Here is a 22,021-nt window from a genome sequence, read left to right as displayed (position 1 = left end):
CCTTCGCGCCGGCGCCGGATGCAGATCCGGATGAATGGCGCCGAGGCCGGCGGGACGAACTTTCGGCTATGCCCAATTGCCGCAACAAGAGATTTCACCTATGTTGACCAAGTGGTAAAAAAAGACGCTTTTCAATGAATTGCGCGATAAGCCAAAGGGGAATCGAATGCATCGCAATCCGTTCAATTTCGGCATTTCCAGACGAACCCTGATCAAGGCCGCCGGGGCGTCCGCAGCGGTCGCCGCCGTCGGCCTGCCGGGCCGCGTGATCGCCGCCGATCCGCTCAAGGTCGCGGCCATCTATACCGTGCCGGTCGAGCAGCAGTGGGTCAGCCGCATCCACAAGGCGGCCAATGCCGCCAAGGAGCGCGGGGACATCGAATATGTCTATTCGGAGAATACCGCCAACAACGACTATGAGCGCGTCATGCGCGAATATTGCGAGGCCGGCCACAAGCTGATCCTGGGAGAGGTCTTCGGCGTGGAGGACGCCGCCCGTGCCGTCGCCAGGGACTATCCGGATGTCGCCTTCCTGATGGGCTCGAGCTTCAAGCCCGATGCCGCCGTGCCGAACTTCTCGGTTTTCGACAACTATATCCAGGATGCTTCCTATCTCTCCGGCCTCGTCGCCGGCGCGATGACCAAGTCGAAGAACATCGGCATGGTCGGCGGCTATCCGATCCCGGAGGTCAACCGCCTGATGAACGCCTTCATGGCGGGTGTGAAGGAAGTGGCCCCGGACACCAGGTTCCAGATCGCCTTCATCGGCTCGTGGTTCGATCCGCCCAAGGCCAAGGAAACCGCCTTCGCCCAGATCGATGGCGGTGCGGACCTGCTCTATGCCGAACGTTTCGGCGTGTCCGATGCGGCGAAGGAAAAGAACGTCCTGGCCATCGGCAATGTCATCGATACCCAGGCGGACTATCCGCAGACCGTGGTCGCCTCCGCGCTGTGGCACTTCGAGCCGACGCTGGACAAGGCGATCGCGGAAGTGAAGGCCGGCGCCTTCAAGGCGGACGACTATGGCGTCTATTCCTTCATGAAGAACGGCGGCTGTTCGCTCGCGCCGCTCGGCACCTTCGACGCCAAGGTTCCCGACGACGTGAAGGCCAGGGTCACCGAGAAGGAAAAGGCGATCAAGGACGGTTCGTTCACCGTCGAGATCAACGACGCAGAGCCGAAATCGAGCTAGCCTTCCGCGTTCTGATGATCGCGGGGAGAAATGGCTGGCGGCAGGAGGATACTTCCCTTGCCGCGGCTGCTTTTCCCTGCGAGCAGAACAACCCTGCCCTCAAAGTCCTTTCCCGGTCGCCAACGTGTCCGATACACCCGTCCTCCGTCTTTCCGGCATCAGCAAGCGTTTCGGTCCGCTCCGGGCCAACGACGACATTTCCTTCGACCTGAAGCGCGGCGAGGTCATTGCGCTGCTCGGGGAGAACGGTGCCGGCAAGACGACGCTGATGAACATTCTCTTCGGCCACTATGTCGCCGACGCCGGAACCGTGGAGGCCTTTGGCGAGCCGTTGCCGCCGGGCGATCCGCGTGCCGCGCTCGATGCCGGCATCGGCATGGTGCACCAGCATTTCACCCTCGCCGACAACATGACGGTGCAGGAGAACATCGCGCTGGGCACGCAAAGCCTCTGGCGTGCGCGGCTCGACAGGGCGTCGGCACGGCAGCGCATTGCGCAGCTCTCCGCCGATTTCGGCCTGGCCGTCGATCCCGCGGCCACCGTCTCCACGCTTTCGGTCGGCGAACGCCAGCGCGTCGAGATCCTCAAGGCGCTTTATCGCGATGCCCGTATCCTGATCCTCGACGAGCCGACGGCCGTTCTAACCCCGGCCGAGACCGATGCGCTGTTTCGCACCTTGAAGCTGCTTGTCGCCAAGGGCCTGTCGATCATCTTCATCTCCCACAAGCTGCACGAGGTGATGGCCGTCAGCGATCGCGTGCTGGTGCTGCGCGCGGGCCGGCTTGTCGGCGAATGCGAAACGGCATCGACCGATCGCAAGGAACTGGCGGCCCTCATGGTCGGCCAGGAGGTGAAGCCGGCAGAGGTCAGCCCGGCCAATGTCGGGGCGCCGCTCCTCGTGCTCGAAGGCGTCTCCACCGCGCCCTATAACGGCGCTGCGCTGGATGACGTGTCGCTCACCCTCAGCGCCGGCGAGATCACCGGCCTTGCCGGCGTTTCCGGCAATGGCCAGGCGGCCCTTGCCGCGCTCATCGCCGGCACCCAGCGCGCCGCCGGCGGTCGCATTTCCGTCGCCGGGCGGGAAGTTGCCGGCTGGTCGCCGCGCGTCGCGCTCGACCACGGCGTGGCGCGCATACCGGAAGACCGCCATGCCGTCGGCACCATCGGCAACATGAGCGTCACCGAGAATGTGATCGCCGAGCGTTACGGCAGTCCGCGCTTCAGCCGCATGGGTTTCCTCGACTGGAAGGCCGCCCGCCGTTTCGCCGAAAAGATCATCGCCGACTATGACGTGAAGTGTCCCTCGCCCGAGGCGCGCATACGCCTGCTGTCGGGTGGCAACATGCAGAAGCTCATCCTGGGCCGTGCGCTTGATCCGGAGCCGGCGGTCATCCTTGCGAGCCAGCCGACGCGCGGCCTCGATGTCGGTGCCGTCGCCTATGTCCACCGCATGCTGCTCGCAGCGCGGGAGCGGGGCGCCGCCGTACTGCTGATTTCGGAAGACCTTGAGGAAATCCTGGCCTTGTCCGACCGCATTCTCGTCATGTCGAATGGACGCCTGTCGACGCCCTCCGCCCGCGGCGAACGCAGCATTCGCGAGCTGGGGGAACTGATGGCCGGCCATAGCGGGGAGCGCAGCGATGCGGCTTGAGCCGAAACCCGCGCCGACGCTGGCGGTCACCCTCCTGTTCCCGCTGGCGGCCATCGTCGCCACGCTGCTGTTGGTCTCGCTTCTGGTCCTGGCGGCCGGCGCCTCGCCGCTCTCGGTCTTCTATCTCGTTGCCAAGGGCGCGGCCGGCTCGCAATTCGCTCTGCTGGAAACCTTGACCCGCGCGACGCCGCTGATCTTCACGGGCCTTGCCGTCGCCGTCGCCTTCCGCGCCAAGCTCTGGAACATCGGCGCCGAGGCGCAGCTCTATATCGGCGGCGTGGTCACCGTGGTGCTTGGCACCGGCGCCCTGCCCCTGCCCTCGGCCATCCTGATCCCCGTGCTGATGGCCGCGGCGATGGCGGCCGGGGCGCTGTTGCTGCTCGGCCCCGCCGTGCTGAAGACGCGCTTCGGCGTCGACGAGGTGGTCACCACGCTGCTCTTGAACTTCATCGTCCTGCTCTTCGTGTCGATGCTGCTCGAGGGCGTGCTGAAGGATCCGATGGGGCTGGGCTGGCCGCAATCCCAGAAGGTCGTCGCGGAGGCGCAGCTACCGCGCCTCATCCAGGGCAAGCGCCTGCATCTCGGCTTCGTCATCGCAATCGTCGCGGCCGTCGTGGTCTGGGTCGTCACGAAGAAGACAAAGCTCGGCTACGAGATGCGCGCGGTCGGCCACAACCCGGAAGGCGCGCGCTTCGTCGGCATTCCGGTCAATCGCGTGCTGATGAAGACGGCGTTGCTCTCCGGCGGGCTGGCCGCACTTGCGGGCTTTTCCGAAGTCTCCGGGCTCAAGGGCAACCTGACGCTCGACCTGTCGGCCGGCTACGGCTACACCGGCATCGTCGTCGCCATGCTGGCGATGCTCAATCCGCTCGGCGTCATCGCCTCGGCCATCTTCGTCGCCGGCATCTTCGTCGGTGCCGATGCGATGAGCCGGGCCGCCAAGGTGCCGAGCTACATCGCCGACGTCATGTTGGCCACCTCGCTGTTGACCATGGTGGTGGCGATCCTTCTGGCGCGCTACAGGATCAGGTGGAGGTGACGATGGACGCGCTCGAAATCCCCTTCACCGCCTCCTTCTGGGTCGCCGTCATCCGCATCGCGTCGCCGCTGATCTTCGCGACCATGGGCGAACTGATCTGCGAGCGCGCCGGCGTGCTCAATCTCGGCATCGAGGGCATCATGACCGTCGGCGCCTTCGCCGGCTGGTTCACCGTCTACAGCGGCGGCGACCTGTGGGCCGGCGTGCTGGTGGCCGCCCTTGCCGGCGCGTTGTTCGGCCTGCTGCACGCCACGCTCACCGTGCCGCTCGGCCTGTCGCAGCATGTCGTCGGCATCGGCGTCACGCTGCTGGCGACCAGTCTCACCTATTTCACCTATCGCCTCGCGCTGCCGGAGGTGACGTCGCCGCCGAAGATCGAGCCGTTCCAGCCGCTGGCGATCCCCGGTCTGTCGAATATCCCCGTGCTCGGCGAGGCGCTGTTCACGCAGACGCCGCTGACCTATCTCGCCTTCCTGGCCGTCGTGCTCGTCACCTGGGTGCTCTATCGCACGCCCGTCGGCCTTGCCGTGCGCGCGGCTGGCGAAAACCCGTCCGCGGTGGAAGCGCAGGGCATTTCGGTCACCAGCATCCGCATGGGCGCGGTCGTCGCCGGCAGTGCGCTGATGGCGGTCGGCGGCGCCTTCCTCACCATGTCGGCGTTCAACTCGTTCTTCTTCCAGATGATCAACGGTCGCGGCTGGATCTGCATCGCGCTCGTTGTCTTCGGCTCGTGGCGGCCGGGCAAGGCGCTGGTCGGCGCCATCCTGTTCGCCGCCTTCGATGCCTATCAGATCCGCCTGCAGCAGATATCGGGCGGCATCGTGCCCTACCAGGTGTTCCTGATGATGCCGTATGCGCTGTCGATCCTGGCGCTGATCCTGGTGGCGCGCCGCGCCACCTATCCCAAGGCTTTGATGATACCGTACCAGAAAGGCGAAAGATGAGCTTCGACCTGATCGTCAAGGGCGGCACGCTGCCCGATGGAACCGTCGCCGATATCGGCATCAAGGGCGAGACGATCGCCGCGATCGAGCCGCGTCTCGATGCTGCCGCCGGCCGTGTCGTCGATGCGTCGGGCAACCTTGTCAGCCAGCCTTTCGTCGATCCGCATTTCCACATGGATGCGACGCTCTCCTACGGCCTGCCGCGCATCAACGCCTCGGGCACGCTGCTCGAAGGCATTGCGCTCTGGGGCGAGCTCAAGCCGCTCCTGACCCACGAGGCCGTCAAGGAGCGCGCGCTCGCCTATTGCGACTGGGCGGTTTCCATGGGCCTGCTCGCCATCCGCACCCATGTCGATACCTGCGACGATCGCCTGCTGGCGGTGGAAGCCCTGCTCGAGGTGAAGAAGGAGATCGCCCCCTATATCGACCTCCAGCTCGTCGCCTTCCCGCAGGACGGTCTCTACCGCTCGCCCAATGCCCGCGAGAACACCCTGCACGCCCTCGACATGGGCGTCGATGTCGTCGGCGGCATCCCGCATTTCGAGCGCACCATGGCGGAAGGCACGCGGTCGGTCACCGAACTCTGCGAGATCGCGGCCGAGCGCGGCCTGATGGTCGACCTGCACTGCGACGAGACCGATGATCCGCTGTCCCGCCACATCGAACAGTTGGCTTACGAGACCCAGCGGCTCGGCCTGCAGGGCCGGGTGGCCGGCTCGCATCTCACCTCGATGCATTCGATGGACAATTACTACGTCTCCAAGCTGCTGCCGCTGATTGCCGAGGCAGGCGTGTCAGCGATCCCCAACCCGCTTATCAACATCATGCTGCAGGGCCGCCACGACACCTATCCGAAGCGCCGCGGCATGACGCGCGTGCCCGAGATGCTGAAAGCGGGCATCCGTGTCGGCTGGGGGCAGGACTGCGTGCTCGACCCCTGGTATTCGCTCGGCACCGCCGACATGCTCGATGTCGCCTTCATGGGGCTGCACGTCGCCCAGATGTCCTCGCCCGCGGACATGCGCGCCTGCTTCGACATGGTGACGCGGGTCAATGCCGAGATCATGGGCCTCGACCATCTCGGCCTCGCCGTCGGCAAATCGGCAAGCCTCGTCGTGCTCGACGCGGGCAATCCCATCGAGGCGGTGCGCCTGCGCGCCGAGCGGCTCTGCGTCGTCTCGAAGGGCAAGGTCGTGGCTGAGCGCGAGAAGCGCGAGACCGCCCTGTCGATCAGGGGGCGCCCGGCAAGCATCAACCGTCGCCACGTCGTGCCGCCGCAAGCGCGGTGAAGCAGGCGGGGATCAGAGCAGGCCGTATCGGGTCAGGATTTCCGCAATACGGCCGTCCTGCTCCGCATTCGGCAGCAAGGCCGGCTGCCGGCTGGCGCCGACGGACGCGTCCTGCAGGTAAAGGGCGCGTTTGACCATGGCCGGTGCAAAGCCAAGGGCATAGAGATCCGTGCGGAAGGCGGTGAATGTCGCCTGCTGTCGTTCCGCCTCGGCGTTGTCGCCCGCGTTGTAGGCCTTCAGGATGCCGGAGAGCACCTCAGGCATGGCGTTGCCGAGACCAGAGATGCAGCCCGCTGCCCCGTTCTGCAGCGACCAGAGCACCAGATGGTCCGGCCCGGAATACACCTCGAACCCCTCCACGTCCCTGGCGACGGCGAGATAGGCCTCCAATGTTTCCTTCGCCCCGCCCGAATCCTTGATGCCGGCGATGTTGCCATGGCCGGCGAGCAGGCGTGCAGTGTCCGGCTCGATATGGTTCTGCGTTCGGGCGGGGATGTCGTAGAGGTAGACGGGCGTCGTCACCGCATCGGCGACGGTCGAGAAATGGCGGACGAGACCGTCCTGTGTGCAGGCGATGAAGAAGGGCGTGATGACGGCGATGCCATCGACACCGATGCGGTCGAATTCGCGCGCCAGCTTCAGCGTCTCGAAGGTGGCCGGCATGCCGGCATTGACGATGACCCGTACGCGCCCGCCCACCTCATCGACCACCTCTTCCGTCAACCGCACCTTCTCCTCGAAGGTCAGCGCGGTGAAATCGCCGTTGGTGCCGGCGCACATGATGTTGTTGCCGGCTTCGACCTGCCGGCGGACCTGGGCGCGCGTTGCCGCATAGTTGATGGTCTCGTCTTCGTTGAAGCAGGTCACGAGGGCGACGAAGGCTTGTTTCGACACGGGAGCTTCCTTTGAGAAAACGGCGCCTACGAGGCGCGCTGGAGACGGGCGGCGCGATGGGCGGCCTGCACGTCGGGATCGGGATCAAGGCCGGCGGCAAGCAGGGCGCGCGTATAATCCTCGCGCGGCGTCTCGAACACCGCGCGCACCGTGCCGAACTCGACGACGTTGCCCTTCCGCATGACCATGACATGGTCGGCGAAGTCCCGCACGACCGGCAGGTCATGGGCGATGAAGATGAAGGCGATGCCCATTTCCCTGCGCAGCTTGTCGAGCAGCGCGATGACTTGCGCCTGCACCGAGACGTCGAGGGCCGAGACCGCTTCGTCGCAGATGATGAGCTGCGGTTCGAGTGCGAGCGCCCGGGCAATGGCGATGCGCTGGCGCTGCCCGCCGGAGAACTGGTGCGGATAGCGCCCCATATGTTCGGGGCCGAGGCCGACCTGCACGAGGAGCTCGGCGACACGTTCACGCCATTTCGCCTTGGGCAGGATATCCGGATGGATGATCCAGGCCTCGGAGATAAGCTGGTAGACGGTCATGCGCGGGTTGAGCGACTGCGTCGGATCCTGGAACACCATCTGCAGGTCGCGGCGCAGCTTGTAGAGTTCGCCGGGCGAGAGCGTGAAGAGGTGGCGTCCCTTCCAGTGGGCGCTGCCCGCATCCGGTTCGTCGAGGCGCAGCAGAATGCGCGCGAGGGTCGACTTGCCCGAGCCGCTTTCGCCGACCACGGCCATCGTCTCGCCGGGCATGAGATCGAAGGAGACGCCCTTCAGGGCCTCGAAGGCGCCATAGCGCTTGCGCACGTCGCGCACCGAAAGCACCGGCGCGGTGCGGGCGACAGGTTCGTGCATCTCACCCTTGCCGGGCGCGGCGGCGATGAGTTTGCGGGTATAGGGGTGCTGCGGGTTCCGGTAGACCTCCCGCACCGTGCCGGCCTCGACCAGCTCGCCCTTCTCCATCACCACGACGCGATGGGCGATCTCGGCGACCACGCCGAGATCGTGCGTGATGATGAGCACCGCCATGCCGGTTTCCTGCTGCAGCTCCTCGAGCAGCGCGAGCACTTCGGCCTGCACGGTCACGTCGAGTGCCGTCGTCGGCTCGTCGGCGATCAGGAGGTCCGGGCGCAGCGCGAGCGCCATGGCGATCATCACGCGCTGGCGCTGGCCGCCGGAAAATTCGTGCGGGTACTTGCCAAGCGCATGTTCCGGCTCGGGTATGCCGACGCGTGTCAGGAGCCGCAGCGCTTCGGCTCGTGCCTGCGCGGAGGCCGTCCCGTGCGTGGTCAGCGCCTCGCGGATCTGCCAGCCGACGGTATAGACCGGATTGAGATGGCTCAGCGGGTCCTGGAAGATCATGGCGATGCGGCGGCCGTTCACCTCGCGGCGCTGGTTCGCCGGCATCGTGAGCAGGTCCACGCCGTCGAGCAGGATTTCGCCCGCGCTGATGCGGCCCGGCGGCATGTCGATGAGGTTCATGATCGCCGAGGAGGAGACCGATTTGCCAGAGCCGCTCTCCCCGAGGATTGCCAGCGTCTCGCCGCGGTCGAGGTGGTAGGAGATGTTGCGCACCGCCTTGACCACGCCTGCGGCGGTGTGGAACTCGACCGAGAGGTTGCGGACTTCCAGAAGATGCTCAGCCATTCTTGCGGCCCTTCATTTCGAGACGCCAGCGCTGAACCGGGTCGAGCGCGATGCGCAGCCAGTTCGACAGGAGGTTCAGCGACAGGGTGGTGAGAATGATGGCAAGCCCCGGCCAGAACGACAGCCACCAGGCGTTGGTGAGGTATTGCCGGCCCTGCGAGATCATCAGGCCCCAGGTGATTTCCGGCGGCTGGATGCCGATGCCGAGGAAGGAGAGCGCGCTTTCGGCGAGCATCACATAGGCAAAGTCGAGCGTTGCCAGCGTCGTCAGTGTGGGCAAGACGACGGGCAGGATATGGCGGAAGAGGATGCGCTTCGAGGAGGCGCCCATGACGCGCGCGGCCTGCACGAACATGCGCTCGCGGATTTCCAGCACTTCCGCCCGGGTGGTGCGCAGATAGACGGGAATACGGGTGATCGCGAGAACCAGCATGAGATTGAGGATCGAGGAGCCCAGGATGTAGAGCACGATCACCGCGATCAATAGCGAGGGGAAGGACATGATGACGTCGGCAAGTCGCATGATGACCTGGTTGACGCGTGCCGAGGAGAAACCCGCGACAAGCCCGAGGACAGTGCCCATGACCGCCGAGAGCGCCACCGCGCCGGCCGCGACCATCAACGTGTTCTGCGTGGCGACGATGATGCGGGCGAGCAGCGGCCGTCCGAGCGCATCGGCGCCCATCCACCAGACCCAGCCGCGCTCCCAGTCGAAGGGCGCCGCATTGCGGCCCCTGAGGTTCTGCTTGGTCGCGAGGTCCCCGAGCCAGCTCGGGCCGACGATCGCGAGGACCAGAACGACAAGGAGGAAGATCGCGGCGCAGAGCGCGAACCTGTCGGCCAGCAGCATGCGCACCATGCGCCGGGCAAAATGCGGCTCTTCGGCAAGGGCGGTGTCTGTCGTCTGAAGGGTCATGGCCATGCTCCTCAGTGGCGGATCCGCGGATCGAGCAGAGCATAGGCAAGGTCGATCAGCAGGTTCATGAGGAAGATCGCCAGCGCGGTGACGAGGATTGCGGCGAGAACCACGTTGAAATCGCGCTGCAGAATGGAATCGATCATCAGCTTTCCGACGCCGGGAAAGCCGAAGATCGTCTCGATGATGACCGCGCCGTTGAGCAGGCTCGCCGCCTGGTCGCCGATGACGGTGATGACCGGCAGCATGGCGTTGCGTAGCGCATGCACGAAGATGATCGGCCCGGATTTGACGCCCTTTGCCCGTGCGGTCTTCACATAGGCGGAGGAAAGCGCGCCGATCATCGAGCCGCGCACCACCTGGACGATGATGCCGAACGGGCGGATGAAAAGCACGGAGATCGGCAGGATCCAGTGGAGCAGCGAGCCGGTGCCTGAGGTGGGCAGCCAGGCAAGGTTCACCGAGAAGACGACGATCGCGACAATGGCGACCCAGAAATCCGGCACCGAGGCGCCGAGAAGCGAGATGACGGAGGACAGGCGGTCGAAGAAGCCGCCGGCGCGGAAGGCGGCAAGCGATCCGACGACGATGGCGGCCCCCGTGACGAGCGTCATGGTGACGAGCGCGAGCCAGAGGGTCCAGGTGAAGGCTTCGAGCACGACGTCGAGCGCGGGCCGCGCCTTGCGCAGGGATTCGCCGAAATCGCCGGTGACGACATCGCCGACATAGCGGGCGAACTGCACGAGGAAAGGATCGTTCAGGCCATGCAATTCACGGAACTGCGCCTTCATCTCCGCCGAGGCCTCGACAGGGAGGAACAGTGCAGCCGGATCCCCCGTCAGCCGCGAGAGAAAGAAGACCATGACGATCAGTCCGACGAGAGAGATCAGACTGGCCACGGCGCGTTTTCGAATGAATCTCAGCATGGCACCCTCGGGGGAATCGGGCGGCGGGATCCTCCCGCCGCCTTGATTGCTGTTGTGACCGGCAAATGCAGGCTTTGCCAGCGCGCGCTTACTTGATCTTGATCTCCGAAAGCTGCAGCGTCCCGTTGGTCGCCATGGTCGGTTTGAAATCGAGGCGTTCGGAAACGCGCGAGAAGCCGACCATATGGAACAGCAGCACGTCCGCGACGACCTCGTCATGGACATAGGCGATGACCTCGGACCAGAGCTTGGCGCGCTCATCGCCGACGGCTGCCGAGGCGCGCTTGATCAGGTCGTCGACCTTCGGATCGGAGAAGCCGGACTGCGTGCCTTCGGTCGCATATTTGAAGAACATCGAGAACGACGGGTCGCCCTTTGAGTTGTCATGCATGGCGGCGACGATCTGCGGGCCGCGGCCTTCCTTGAAGGGCTTGGAGTAGTATTGCTCGTGCTCGGCGACCTCGACGAACTTCAGCTCGACCTGGAAGCCGACTTCCTGGAGCTGCGCCTGAATGGCTTCCATGATCTCCGTGACGTTCGGGAAGTTTGCCGAACGGGCGATGATGGTGATCGGGGTGTCGACCTTCACGCCGTCGGCCTTGGCTTCCTCCAGCAGCGTCCTTGCGCCATCGGGATCATAGGGGAAGACCTTGACGTCGGGGTTCCAGCCGAGCGTCGGCGGCGGCACGATGGCGGTGGCGAGCAGCGCGCTGTCGGGAACGAGCGTTCCGAGGAAGGCCTGCCGGTCGATCGCGAGGTTCAGGGCGCGGCGGACGCGCACGTCGTTCAGCGGCTCGATGTTATGGTCGATCCGCAGATAGACGGTCTCGCTGTCGAGATAGGAGAAATCCGTCGCCGGGTTGGTGGCGTCGAGTTGCGAGATCGAGGGCGAGAGATCCGCCTCGCCGGCCTGCACCATGGCCGCGCGAACCGAAGGATCGGCACGGAAGAGATAGGTCGCCTCCGTGACCTCGGGCTTGGCGCCCCAGTAGTCCTCGCGGCCAGTCAGCACGATCTGCTGGCCCGGCGTCCAGTTCGTCAGTTTGTAGGGACCGGTGCCGATGGGCTCGCGCACGAATTCCAAGGGCGTCTCCTCCGGCACGATGGTGACGAGCGAGAGCAGCAGCGGCAGGATCGGCTGGACCGGATCGGCCTTGAAGTCGATCGTGAAGTCGTCGACGACGGTCGGCGTCACGGTCATGCCGCCGAAGTAGCGGCGCGACTCGCAGGCGTTCTTGTCGCTCATGATGCGGTCGAAACTGTGCTTGACATCCTTCGCGTCGAAGGTCGTGCCGTCGGAGAATTTTACGCCCTGGCGCAAGTGGAAGCGCCAGCTGCCGTCGGCGTTCTGCTCCCACTTTTCGGCAAGGCGTGGCATCACGCCCTTGTCGCCGCGAACGTCGAGCTCGGTCAGCGTCTCGCTGACATTCTGCATGATGACGCGGCCGATGTTGGAGCGGGTCGCCATGCAGGGCTCGAGCAGGTCCGCCTCCTCGGCAAGCACGATCTTGATCGGCCCCGAGCCGGCAAAGGCGGGGGACAAGGCGGAACCCAGCATGAGGGCACCCAGAACCAATATTCTCTTCACGATATTTCCTCCCTGGTGAAATCGTATCAGGCTGATGCCGTCTTTCCGGATCGCGCGGCGACCAGCGCGGCACCGATCGCAAAGAGCGCAGTGCCCCTCCGGCATGAATCCTCCTCCGGCATTTGTATGCCGGCCTGCCCAAACCATCCTATTTCCATCAAAGTTTGTCAAATTATTTTGCAATGTAAATTTTATAGGCATCACTTGAGAAGTGAATTGATTCGTAAAATCAATGCAATTTTTCTTTTCTAGAAGAGAAATATGCGATTTGGTAACATTCTAAAACTTGACAACTTTATGATTTCGGTGATTTTCAACGCGATGCAGGAGGAGCCAATGCGCCCAGAGGAAATCGCCCGCCACATGAATGGCCGGCTTCAGATCGTGTCGCCGGGACGTGCCGAGGCATTGTTGCCGTCGCCCATGATCCAGAATCACGCCGCGTTTCTGCATCCGCTTGCTGACGGTGCGCTCGCCTGCGCTTGGTTCGGCGGCACGCTGGAAGGCAAGTCGGACATATCGATCTTCGCCTGCGTGTTGGCGAAGGGCGCGGAAAGCTGGGGCCCGCCGCAGCGGCTGAGTTTCGATCCCGCCCATTCGGAACAGAACCCGGCGTTCTTCACCGCGCCGGATGGCCGGCTATGGCTCTTCCATACCTCGCAGCCCTCGGGCAACCAGGACGAATGCCGGATCCGCATGGTCGAAATCCGGCGCGGCGCCGATCCCCTCGTGCTGACTGCCGGGGAGGGACGCTATCTCGATCTGCCGCGTGGCTGCTTCGTGCGTGCGCCGCTGGTGGTGCGGGCAGACGGGGCATGGCTGCTGCCGATCTTCCGCTGCGTCCAGCGCCCCGGGCAGAAATGGAACGGCAGCCACGACACCGCCGCCCTTGGCGTCTCGCTCGATGAAGGCAAGTCGTGGCGGCTCGAAGCGCTTTCCCGGTCTGTCGGCTGCGTGCACATGTCGCCGGTCGCCCTGGGCGGACAGCACCTTGCCGCCTTCTTCCGCCGTCGTCAGGCGGATTTCGTCTACCGAACGGAGAGCCAGGACGGTGGCCGGTCGTGGTCCGCGCCCGAGGCGACCGATGTGCCGAACAACAATTCCTCCCTAGCTGCAATCCGCCTGGCGGACGGACGTGTCGCGATGATCTGCAATCCGGTGAATGCGTCCCAATCTTCCGATCGCCGCGCCTCGCTCTATGACGAGCTCGGCGAGAACGACCAGCGTCCCGACGCCGACCCCGCGGGCGGCTGCGTTCCGGTCTGGGGCGTGCCACGCGCGCCCGTCGCCCTCTGCCTGTCGGAGGACGGAGGCAGGACCTTCCCCGTCCGGCTGCTCATTGAGGATGGGCCGGGCACCTGCCTTTCCAACGATTCCATCGACGGCCGGAACAAGGAGATGTCCTATCCCTGGTTGCTGGCGGACGCCGGCGGCACCCTCCACCTCGCCTACACCTATCACCGGCGCGCGATCAAATATGTCCGCCTGGCTCCCGGCTGGGACAGCGCCGACGCAGGGAGACCTTCATGAGCACCGTCATCGGCATCACCATGGGCGACCCGTGCGGCGTCGGCCCGGAGATCTCGGTCCGCGCGCTTGCCGGTATGACGCCGGAGGAGCGCGCGACCATCCGCATCTACGGCAATCTCGCGACGCTCGAGGCAGCCCGCGCGGCCCTCGGCGTCACGATCGACCTCACCCCCCATGTCGTGGACCTGCCCATCGAAGGGGCGCCGCTCGCCTTCGGACAGCTGAGCCCGATTGCCGGCGATGCCGCCTTCCGCTTCATCGAGAAGGCGGTGCGCGATGCCGAAGCCGGCGCCATCGGCTGCATCGTCACTGCGCCGATCAACAAGGAGGCCCTGAACCTTGCCGGCCATCACTATGACGGCCATACCGGCATGCTGCGCAGCCTCACCGGCTCCAAGGCCGCCTATATGCTGCTCGCCTCGGACCGGCTCAAGGTCATCCACGTATCGACCCATGTCTCCCTGCAGGAGGCGATCCGCCGCTCGACGACGGAGCGCGTGCTGGCGACCATCCGCGCGGGCGACGCCCACCTGAAGCGCATCGGTTATGCGGGGCCGAAGATCGCCGTCGCGGGCATCAATCCCCATTGCGGCGAGAACGGCCTGTTCGGCACCGAGGATGACGACCAGATCGCGCCGGCCGTCGAGGCGGCCCGTGCGGAGGGCATCGACGCCCATGGGCCGATTTCCGCCGATACGGTGTTCTACCGCGCCTATGCCGGCGCCTTCGACCTCGTCGTCGCGCAGTATCACGACCAGGGACATATCCCGGTCAAGCTCGTCGCTTTCGACACCGCTGTGAACGTCTCCGTGGACCTGCCGATCGACCGGACTTCGGTCGACCACGGCACGGCCTTCGACATTGCCGGCAAGGGCATTGCCGACCACGGCAACATGAATTCCGCCATCGCCTACGCCCGCAAGCTGGTGTCGGGCGCCGCCAAGCGAGGATGACGCCATGACAATCGCCCCCATCACGCTCCATCAGCCGAACCGGCTCGCCGTCGGCGCCGGCACGACCGGCGAGGTCGGCGCCTGGGCTGCCGGCGCCGCCTCGGTGCTGGTGATCGCGACACCCTTTGCGGCTGGCTTCGTCGATCGCCTGGAGCTGGCCAGCCGCATCGCCGTCTTCGACGCGATCCCGGGCGAGCCCGACGTCGCCACGCTGGATGCCGCGCTCGATGCCGCCCGCCAAAGCCGGCCGGACCTCGTCGTCGGTCTCGGCGGCGGATCCGTTCTCGATGTCGCCAAGCTCGTTGCCGCCCTCTGGGACAGCGAACAGACGCTTGCCGATGTTGCCGGCCCGAACCGGGTCGGCGGCCGCCGCACGCGCCTCGTGCAGGTCGCCACCACGGCCGGCACGGGCTCGGAGGCGGGCATCCGTGCGCTCATCACCGATCCCGGCAAGGGCAACAAGATCGCGGTCGAGAGCCCGCACTTGATCGCCGATTTCGCCGTGCTCGATCCGGAGCTCACCTATTCCGTCCCGCCGGCCGTGACGGCGGCGACCGGCGTCGATGCCATGGCGCACTGCGTCGAAGCCTTCACCAACCGCCGCGCGCATCCGATGATCGACGGCTTCGCCCGCATGGGCTTCCGGCTCGTCGGCAAATACCTTGCCCGCGCCGTGCGCGACGGAGCCGACACCGAGGCGCGAGAAGGCATGATGCTCGCCTCCTATTACGGCGGTATCTGCCTCGGCCCGGTCAACACCGCCGCCGGCCACGCCATCGCCTATCCGCTCGGCACACGGCTGCGCCTGCCGCATGGCCTTGCCAACGCGATCGTCTTCCCGCATGTGCTGGCCTTCAACCGGCAGGTCGCGGCGGCGAAGACGGCGGAAGTCGCAATGGCGCTCGGCCTTGGCGAGGATCTAACCACGGAAGGCCTGCTCGCCGCCGCCCACGGCTTCTGCCGCGGCCTCGGCATCGAGATGTCGCTGGCTGCCCATGGCGCGACGGTGGACGACCTGCCGCTCTACGCCGGCGAGGCGCACGCCAATCGCCGCCTGATGGACAACAACCCGATCGACATGAGCGTCGAGGACGTGCTTGGCGTCTACCGGGCGGCTTTCTAGAGCATTATCCGACGCCGAAGCGATCTCGCTTCGGCTGGAAATGCTCTGGCGTCACGCCGGCGCGAACATCCAATCGACACCAAAACCCCGGTGCTGCCGGGGTTCTGCGTCTATTTGGTCGCCTGGAACAGGCGATCGCGTGAGCCGGTGAGGTGGTCGTGCATGCATTGCCGTGCCTTCGCACCGTCCCGCGCGGCAATGGCTTCGGCGATGGCCTCGTGCTCGCCGAAGACCCGTGTGAGGCCGGTCGTCTCGCGCTTCACCGAGGCGCCGTGAAACCGCATGCCGACGGCGATATGGTCCTTCAACGCTTCCATGGCGGTGAAGAAGTAGCTGTTCTGCGCGGCTCGGGCGATGGCGAGATGGAACTGGAAATCGGCGTCCTCGCGGTGCGACTGCCGGTTGGTGGCGTCCCGCATCAACTCCAGAGCCTGGCGGATCGCGGCAAGCGTCGCCGCATCATGGCGTTCAGCCGCCGCGGCCGCCGCGGCCGGCTCGACGGTCAGGCGGAATTCATAGCAGTTGAGGAGGTCGGCGACGTTTTCGAGCTGCCCGAAGCCAAGCGGCTCGCGCATGCCGACGGCGCGCACGAAACTGCCCGCACCGCGCCGGGAATAGATGAAACCCTGCTCGCGCAGCCGCCGCAGGGCCTCCCGGATGATCGGCCGCGAAACCTCGAACTCGATCGCCAGGTCATGCTCGGTCGGCAGGCGCTCGTCCGGCTTGTAGGCACCGGACTTGATGGCACGGTGCATGCGCTCGAAGACGAGATCGCCAAGGCTCCTGCGTGCTGTTCCGTTCTCCAGTCCCATCTCTTACCCTGTCCTGCCGCGCAGCCGTTCTGCGATCTTTCTCAGCGTGTCCGGCCGCCCGAAGCCCCCTGATTTGGCGATAATGCAATGTCCTTGGGCATGCGCCAAGCCCAGTCCCGGCAGGCATTCGCCCAGCAGCCGGAACCGCACGATCCCCATCTTGCCGAGCACCGCTTCCGCTGTCGCGCCGCCGGAAAGCAAGAGTGTCGATGCCGCGGCCGCAAGGTCGGGACAGACGCTTTCCGCCAGCGCCCGGGAAACCTCCAGCGGCGTCGTGACATCCGCGCCGGGCACTGCCTGCACGAGCGTCAGCACGCTGTCATCGGCGCGCGTTTCGGCAAGGCGGCCGTTGGGCGCCGGCAGGTAGCGTAGACCGCCGTCGCCCAGCAGCGTCTCGACCTGCGCAAGGGTGATCGGGTCACGCGAGCCCACAACGAAGAGGCCCGGCCCCGCGGGAATGTCCGCCATCCGCGCCGGTGCTTGCCCACTCATCTTTTCGGCCAGCGCCTCCGCAAGACCGTGTGCGCCGACGAGAAGGTCGACGCCCGCCATGTCTGTCCGCTCAAGCCAGAGGGCCATCTCGTTCTGGCTGGCAATATCCGGGATCGTCGCGCGGGCCGCATGGGGCCCGAGCCTTTCGGCAATGGAAATCGGCGCATCCACACCAAAGCCTGTTACGCAGCCATCCTTCACGACGCGGCCGAAGGCGGGAACCGCGGGCGCCACCAGCGCTGCGCGATAGGACATCGCGTCGAGCTCGGCTGCGATATGCCCCTTAAGGCGTGAATCGACCTTCTTGAGAAGACGCACTCCCGCAGGCAGCGCTTGAAGCGCTGCCGCCACCGCCTGCCGCGCGGCTTGCGCGCCGACCTCCCGTGAAGCCAGGTTGATCGACAGGACCTCCGGTGCATCCCGCCGGGCCTCGTCGATGGCTGCGGTCGAGAGCGCCACCTCCACATGCATGCCCCGCGCCGCGAACGGCGCGGCCGTATCCAGTGCGCCCGTCAGGTCGTCGGCAAGGATGGCCAGCATCGCACGCTCCAGTGATTGTTGTTATCTTTATAGCGTTTCTTTCTATTGAAATGTCAATATTTTTTGAGAGAATATAACAAATTCTCCGTGGCCGCCGGGGTGCAAGCCGCATGCTGCTGCAGGAACTCCCGGACGAGGGCGGCCCCGGCAACGGTTTGATGGTTCGCTACAGTGTGCGGTTCATGCTGATGCAAATGCCTGCCTTGCATGACGGCATGGCCAGGCGCGGCCGAGGCCGGGCAGCAAGGGAGACCGGTTATATTCCGACGGGCGGCCTCAAAGCCTCGTTGCCGGCGCATTCGAGGCGGTACATTCCATTTATCCGGGAGGTCGGGTCCGTCTCATGGCAGCGTCCCCGCGATTGGCAGCCTATTGGTACCATTCGCAAGTTGCGCTTCTTCTTCGAGGCATGCGCAACGTTTTATCCTGGAGAGAACGAGAATCGTAGAACGCGGCGGCCCGCCAGTTTGCCTGGCGGGCCTGCTCGCATTTTAGTCCAGCAGTTCGGCGGGAACCTTGCCGCCGTTTTCGGCCAGGGCCTTCATCAGTGCCTTGTGGAGCCAAATGTTCATCGTGGCGGAATCGTTCTTGTCGCCCGTATAGCCGAGTTCATCCGCCAGTTCCTTGCGTGCGGAAAGGCTGGAATCGAGGTCAAGCGCCTTCATCGTGTCCACGATGGAGCGGCGCCAATCGAGTTTCTGGCCATTTTTCTTGACCGCGGCGTCCATGATGGCAGCGACGTCAACGGGGCTTGAGGAGGCGGCAGGCGTGTTGTCGGCCGTCGTTGCCACGGCCTCATTGCTGGCCGTCGTCGCGGTTGCGGAGACATCCGCTGTCACCGGCTTCACGGCCTCGGCCGAAATGGTCTCGGCCGCAGCGGTTTCGACCGGCTTTTCCTCGGACGCCTTGCCGAAGAGCTTTTCCTTGATGGAACTGAAGATACCCATATCTGACTCCCTGTCCTTATCGCCGGCTTTCGTCCGGCGTGACGAGATAATAGGCTTGCCGTTCGTCTTTTCAATGAAAAGACGGCTCGTGAATCGGGAAGTTCAAGAGGTTGGCTCAATCCACGACATATCCAGCGAGTATTCGGGCACGGTCTTGAACGGCGTGGCCCATCCGCTGCTACGTTGCAACGACAGGCTCCTCGACTTGTTTCATGAGCCAGCGCTGGAATGCCTTCAGGGCCAGCGTCGGCTTGCGATCCGCCGGCGTCGAAAACCAGTACGCTGCTTTCGACCCATATCGGATACCGCCAGGATTGACGAGATTTCCGGCACGTAGCTCATCCTCTATGAGCTGCGGGGGAACGAGCGCCATGCCCTGGCCCGAAATCGCGGCACGCAGCACGAGCGTATAGTAATCGAAGCGCATCACGCCCTGCGGCTCCAGGTCCGGCTTCCCGTAGCCGTTCACGAGATCCGCCCAATGCAGAGGCGTTCCCGGATGTTCGATGATGATGCCGCGGGCTGCATCTTCGATGGTTTCGAGCGGACCCAGCCTCGCGAGATAGGCGGGAGAGCAGACCAGCCGGACATCCTTTCCGAACAGATAGATCGAATCCTCGCCGGGAAACGGTCCCCGGCCGAAACGGAAAACGGCATCGGGCTGCGCTGCAGGATTGTCCGTCGAGAACGTCGTGTACCGGACGTCGATATCCGGGTGCTTCTGGTTGAAATCGGAAAACCGCGGCAGAAGCCAGCGATCGCCCAGGATCGGCAGCACCTTCAGCCGGAGCGTATGGGAGTCCGACTGGAGCCGGGCGGCGCGGAATGCGGCCTCCTCCATCGCCTTCATCGCCACCTGCGCCTGCTCGAGATAGATGCGGCCAAGTTCCGTCGGCACCATGCCCGACGGCTTTCGTGTAAAGACCTGCGCGCCCAGAAGGTCTTCAAGGGTCAGCAGTTGTTTGCTGACGGCGCTCTGCGACAGGTTGATGCTTTCCGCCGCGGCCGTCGTCGAACCCCGCTCCGCGATCGCCAGCATCACGCGCAGCGCAGTCATGGAAGGCAGCGGCACAGAGGGATGAACCAATGGCATTCTCCGCGAGGGGCCTAGTCGGTTTCGTCATAACGTTAGCGCTTTTTCGCGTTTGTGCAAGCGATCCTTCGAAGGCAACCTGCGCTCGGGAACACATTCATCGACATGGGAGACTGACATGAAGGAACAAGCGACATTGCTTTGGGGAGGACGCTTTTCGAGTGGTCCATCTCCGGAGCTGGCGGCCCTTTCACGGAGCAATCCCAGCTTCTTCCGCCTGTCCCCCGAGGACATCGCCGGATCGCGCGCCCATGCGCGGGAACTTGCGCGCGCCGATGTCCTGACGGGAGACGAGCTGGCGACGATGCTGCAGGCGCTCGATGCCATCGCGGCAGATGTCGCCGCAGGGCGGGAGAAGCCGAAAGCTTCGGATGAGGACCTGCACACTTTCCATGAACGGCTGCTGGTCGAGCGGCTGGGCACATTGGGCGGGAAACTGCGCGCCGGACGGTCGCGCAACGACCAGACCGCAAACAACACCCGTCTCTACCTGCGCCGCACCGCGCGCAGGCTCGTGAACCTGGTCCTCGTCGTGCAGGACGCGCTTGCGACGCAGGCGACGGAACACGTCGAGACGGTCATGCCGGGCTTCACCCACCTTCAGCCCGCCCAGCCGGTTTCGCTCGGCCATCACCTCATGGCCCACGCGCAGTCCCTCAGCCGCGATATCGAGCGCTTCATCGACTGGGATCGCCGCTTCGACCGTTCGCCGCTCGGCGCCGCCGCGCTGGCCGGCTCGGCCTTCGCCCGGGATACGGAAAGCTCCTCGCGCGATCTCGGCTATGCCCGCCCCTGCGAAAATTCCATCGACGCCGTGGCAAGCCGCGATGTCGTGTCGGAATTCCTGTTCGTTACGGCCATGCTCGGCGTCAACCTTTCGCGCCTTTCGGAGGAGATCTGCATCTGGGCTTCGCGCCAGTTCGCCTGGGTGAAGCTGCACGATTCCTATTCGACGGGCTCGTCGATCATGCCGCAGAAGAAGAACCCCGACATCGCGGAACTCGCGCGCGGCATGTCCGGCACGATGATCGGCAATCTTGCTGGCATCCTCGCCACACTGAAGGCGATGCCGCTCGCCTACAACCGCGACCTTGCCGAAGACAAGCGGGCGCTGTTCGAGACGATCGACCTCCTCGATCTCATCCTGCCCGCCTTTGCCGGCATGGTGGCGACGATGACGTTCGACACCGGGCGCATGGCCGCCGATGCCCCGCGTGGCTTCACGCTGGCGACCGAGGTGGCGGACTGGCTGGTCCGGCAGGGCATCCCCTTCGCGCACGCCCATGAAATCTCGGGCGCCACCGTGCGCTATTGCGAGGAACGGGACATGGAGCTCGACGGGTTGACCGAAGCCGATCTGCCGAAGATCGACGCCGCGCTGACCGCCGACGTGCTGCGGACCATCGATCCCGTCCGGGCGCTTGCCGAACGCTTCGGTCAGGGCGGAACGGCTCCTGCCCGGGTGCGCGAACAGATTGCCGCATTCGCCGACACCTGCACGCGGCAGCGCGCCTGGGCGGCGCGCGGCCTCGAGGGCGTGGCGCTGGAACCCACGGCGGGGGTTGCCGCATGACGGACACCACCCTTCCTCAATCCAGCCGCGATGCCCATGACATCGCCCATCTCGAACTCGTCCCGCGCAGGCATGTGGGGCGAATGATCTTCGCCGCCATCGTGCTCCTCATGGTGGCGCTGCTGGTCCGCGCCTTCGTCGTCGGGCAGATCGAATGGCCGGTCGTCGGCCAGTTCCTGTTCGCCCCCGTCATCATCCAGGGTATCTGGAACACACTGCTGATGACGGTCGCGGCCATGTCGCTCGGCATCGCGCTCGGTGTGCTCATCGCGATCATGCGCATTTCCGGCAATCCGGTGCTCGAATATATCGCCCTGGTCTATGTCTGGATCTTCCGCGGTGCGCCGGCGCTGCTGCAATTGCTGCTCTGGTTCAACCTTGCCCTGATCTTCCCGACCATGGGCATTCCCGGCCTCTTCGAGTTCAACACCGTTGAGGTGATGACGCCCTTCGTCGCCGCCATGCTCGGCCTCGGCATCCAGCAGGGGGCCTATACGTCGGAAGTCGTGCGAAGCGGCTTGCTGTCGGTCGATGCCGGCCAGTACGAGGCCGCCCGGACGATCGGCATGACAGGCATGCAGACGCTGCGCCGCATCGTGCTGCCGCAGGCCATGCGCGTCATGGTGCCGCCGGTCGGCAACGAGGTGATCAGCATGGTCAAGCTCACCTCGCTCGCCTCGGTGATCCAGTATTCGGAGATCCTGCACAATGCGCAAGTCATCTACTACGCCAACACCCGCGTGCTGGAGCTCCTGATGGTCGCCAGCTTCTGGTACCTCGCCATCGTCACGGTGCTCTCGCTGATCCAGTCCCGGATCGAACGCTATTACGCCCGCGGCACCCGCGGCCGCACGACGATCTGAGGGGAGGCCG

General features: G+C 65.1%; 19 protein-coding genes. 10 read left to right on the top strand and 9 right to left on the bottom strand.

Translation table 11 applies throughout. The features are described from left to right. Positions 1 to 166: 166 nt before the first annotated feature. The 5 genes from AABF56_RS31825 (at position 167) to AABF56_RS31805 (ending at position 6,115) form a co-directional block, all read left to right on the top strand. Positions 167 to 1,192 (top strand): BMP family protein, encoded by a 1,026-nt coding sequence (locus tag AABF56_RS31825; RefSeq protein ID WP_272809517.1) that lies wholly within the window; start codon positions 167 to 169, stop codon positions 1,190 to 1,192. Positions 1,193 to 1,316: 124 nt separating this feature from the next. Then, complete coding sequence (locus AABF56_RS31820) at positions 1,317 to 2,843, top strand: ABC transporter ATP-binding protein (RefSeq protein ID WP_272809518.1); 1,527 nt, start codon at positions 1,317 to 1,319, stop codon at positions 2,841 to 2,843. Then, positions 2,833 to 3,882: an ABC transporter permease gene (locus AABF56_RS31815; protein ID WP_272809519.1), complete on the top strand. Its 1,050-nt coding sequence runs from the start codon at positions 2,833 to 2,835 to the stop codon at positions 3,880 to 3,882. The genes AABF56_RS31820 and AABF56_RS31815 overlap by 11 nt, the downstream gene beginning before the upstream one ends. A 2-nt stretch (positions 3,883 to 3,884) precedes the next feature. Continuing rightward, a complete protein-coding gene (locus AABF56_RS31810; RefSeq protein WP_272809520.1) occupies positions 3,885 to 4,826 on the top strand; it encodes an ABC transporter permease in 942 nt (313 codons plus the stop codon). Next, the gene (locus tag AABF56_RS31805; RefSeq protein ID WP_272809521.1) at positions 4,823 to 6,115 is read left to right on the top strand and encodes an amidohydrolase family protein; all 1,293 of its coding nucleotides are present in this window, start codon (positions 4,823 to 4,825) and stop codon (positions 6,113 to 6,115) included. The genes AABF56_RS31810 and AABF56_RS31805 overlap by 4 nt, the downstream gene beginning before the upstream one ends. A gap of 12 nt (positions 6,116 to 6,127) precedes the next feature. On the opposite strand, the gene AABF56_RS31800 is transcribed toward AABF56_RS31805, so the two are convergent. The 5 genes from AABF56_RS31800 to AABF56_RS31780 all read right to left on the bottom strand — a co-directional run bounded on the left by AABF56_RS31800 (position 6,128) and on the right by AABF56_RS31780 (position 12,055). Beyond that, entirely contained in the window at positions 6,128 to 7,009 is an 882-nt protein-coding gene (locus tag AABF56_RS31800; RefSeq protein WP_272809522.1) for a dihydrodipicolinate synthase family protein, read from the bottom strand. 26 nt (positions 7,010 to 7,035) lie between these two features. Then, on the bottom strand, positions 7,036 to 8,655 hold the full coding sequence (locus tag AABF56_RS31795; protein WP_272809523.1) for an ABC transporter ATP-binding protein: 1,620 nt from the start codon (positions 8,653 to 8,655) through the stop codon (positions 7,036 to 7,038). Beyond that, complete coding sequence (locus AABF56_RS31790; protein WP_272809524.1) at positions 8,648 to 9,571, bottom strand: ABC transporter permease; 924 nt, start codon at positions 9,569 to 9,571, stop codon at positions 8,648 to 8,650. The genes AABF56_RS31795 and AABF56_RS31790 overlap by 8 nt, the downstream gene beginning before the upstream one ends. An 11-nt stretch (positions 9,572 to 9,582) precedes the next feature. Continuing rightward, positions 9,583 to 10,497, bottom strand: a complete 915-nt coding sequence (locus AABF56_RS31785) for an ABC transporter permease (RefSeq protein WP_272809525.1) — start codon at positions 10,495 to 10,497, stop codon at positions 9,583 to 9,585. A gap of 88 nt (positions 10,498 to 10,585) precedes the next feature. Further along, positions 10,586 to 12,055, bottom strand: coding sequence for an ABC transporter substrate-binding protein (locus tag AABF56_RS31780; protein WP_443021353.1), 1,470 nt, complete (start codon positions 12,053 to 12,055; stop codon positions 10,586 to 10,588). 366 nt (positions 12,056 to 12,421) lie between these two features. Here AABF56_RS31780 and AABF56_RS31775 point away from each other — a divergent pair, with 366 nt between their 5' ends. Genes AABF56_RS31775 through AABF56_RS31765 form a run of 3 tightly spaced genes read left to right on the top strand, consistent with a single transcriptional unit; the run spans position 12,422 to position 15,691 of the window. Then, complete coding sequence (locus AABF56_RS31775; protein WP_272809565.1) at positions 12,422 to 13,615, top strand: sialidase family protein; 1,194 nt, start codon at positions 12,422 to 12,424, stop codon at positions 13,613 to 13,615. Further along, on the top strand, positions 13,612 to 14,568 hold the full coding sequence (pdxA, locus tag AABF56_RS31770; protein ID WP_272809527.1) for a 4-hydroxythreonine-4-phosphate dehydrogenase PdxA: 957 nt from the start codon (positions 13,612 to 13,614) through the stop codon (positions 14,566 to 14,568). Before AABF56_RS31775 ends, pdxA begins: the two co-directional genes overlap by 4 nt. A 4-nt stretch (positions 14,569 to 14,572) precedes the next feature. Further along, entirely contained in the window at positions 14,573 to 15,691 is a 1,119-nt protein-coding gene (locus AABF56_RS31765) for an iron-containing alcohol dehydrogenase (protein WP_272809528.1), read from the top strand. Between the two features lie 110 nt (positions 15,692 to 15,801). On the opposite strand, the gene AABF56_RS31760 is transcribed toward AABF56_RS31765, so the two are convergent. From AABF56_RS31760 to AABF56_RS31745, 4 genes are all read right to left on the bottom strand, one after another. Further along, positions 15,802 to 16,503 (bottom strand): FadR/GntR family transcriptional regulator, encoded by a 702-nt coding sequence (locus AABF56_RS31760; protein ID WP_244770536.1) that lies wholly within the window; start codon positions 16,501 to 16,503, stop codon positions 15,802 to 15,804. 3 nt (positions 16,504 to 16,506) lie between these two features. After that, complete coding sequence (locus tag AABF56_RS31755) at positions 16,507 to 17,535, bottom strand: four-carbon acid sugar kinase family protein (protein ID WP_272809529.1); 1,029 nt, start codon at positions 17,533 to 17,535, stop codon at positions 16,507 to 16,509. Positions 17,536 to 18,026: 491 nt separating this feature from the next. Continuing rightward, positions 18,027 to 18,482: a DUF3597 domain-containing protein gene (locus AABF56_RS31750; RefSeq protein WP_244770538.1), complete on the bottom strand. Its 456-nt coding sequence runs from the start codon at positions 18,480 to 18,482 to the stop codon at positions 18,027 to 18,029. 178 nt (positions 18,483 to 18,660) lie between these two features. Continuing rightward, positions 18,661 to 19,539, bottom strand: coding sequence for a LysR substrate-binding domain-containing protein (locus AABF56_RS31745; RefSeq protein ID WP_288085811.1), 879 nt, complete (start codon positions 19,537 to 19,539; stop codon positions 18,661 to 18,663). Positions 19,540 to 19,693: 154 nt separating this feature from the next. Here AABF56_RS31745 and argH point away from each other — a divergent pair, with 154 nt between their 5' ends. After that, the gene (argH, locus tag AABF56_RS31740; protein ID WP_272809531.1) at positions 19,694 to 21,148 is read left to right on the top strand and encodes an argininosuccinate lyase; all 1,455 of its coding nucleotides are present in this window, start codon (positions 19,694 to 19,696) and stop codon (positions 21,146 to 21,148) included. Further along, complete coding sequence (locus AABF56_RS31735) at positions 21,145 to 22,011, top strand: amino acid ABC transporter permease (protein ID WP_244770541.1); 867 nt, start codon at positions 21,145 to 21,147, stop codon at positions 22,009 to 22,011. Before argH ends, AABF56_RS31735 begins: the two co-directional genes overlap by 4 nt. Positions 22,012 to 22,021 lie beyond the last annotated feature (10 nt).

The sequence above is a fragment of the Shinella sp. WSC3-e genome, from assembly GCF_945994535.1.
GTDB lineage: Bacteria > Pseudomonadota > Alphaproteobacteria > Rhizobiales > Rhizobiaceae > Shinella > Shinella yambaruensis.
The sequence above is the reverse complement of the archived record's forward strand: the minus strand, read 5'-3'. Positions and strand labels throughout refer to the sequence as shown.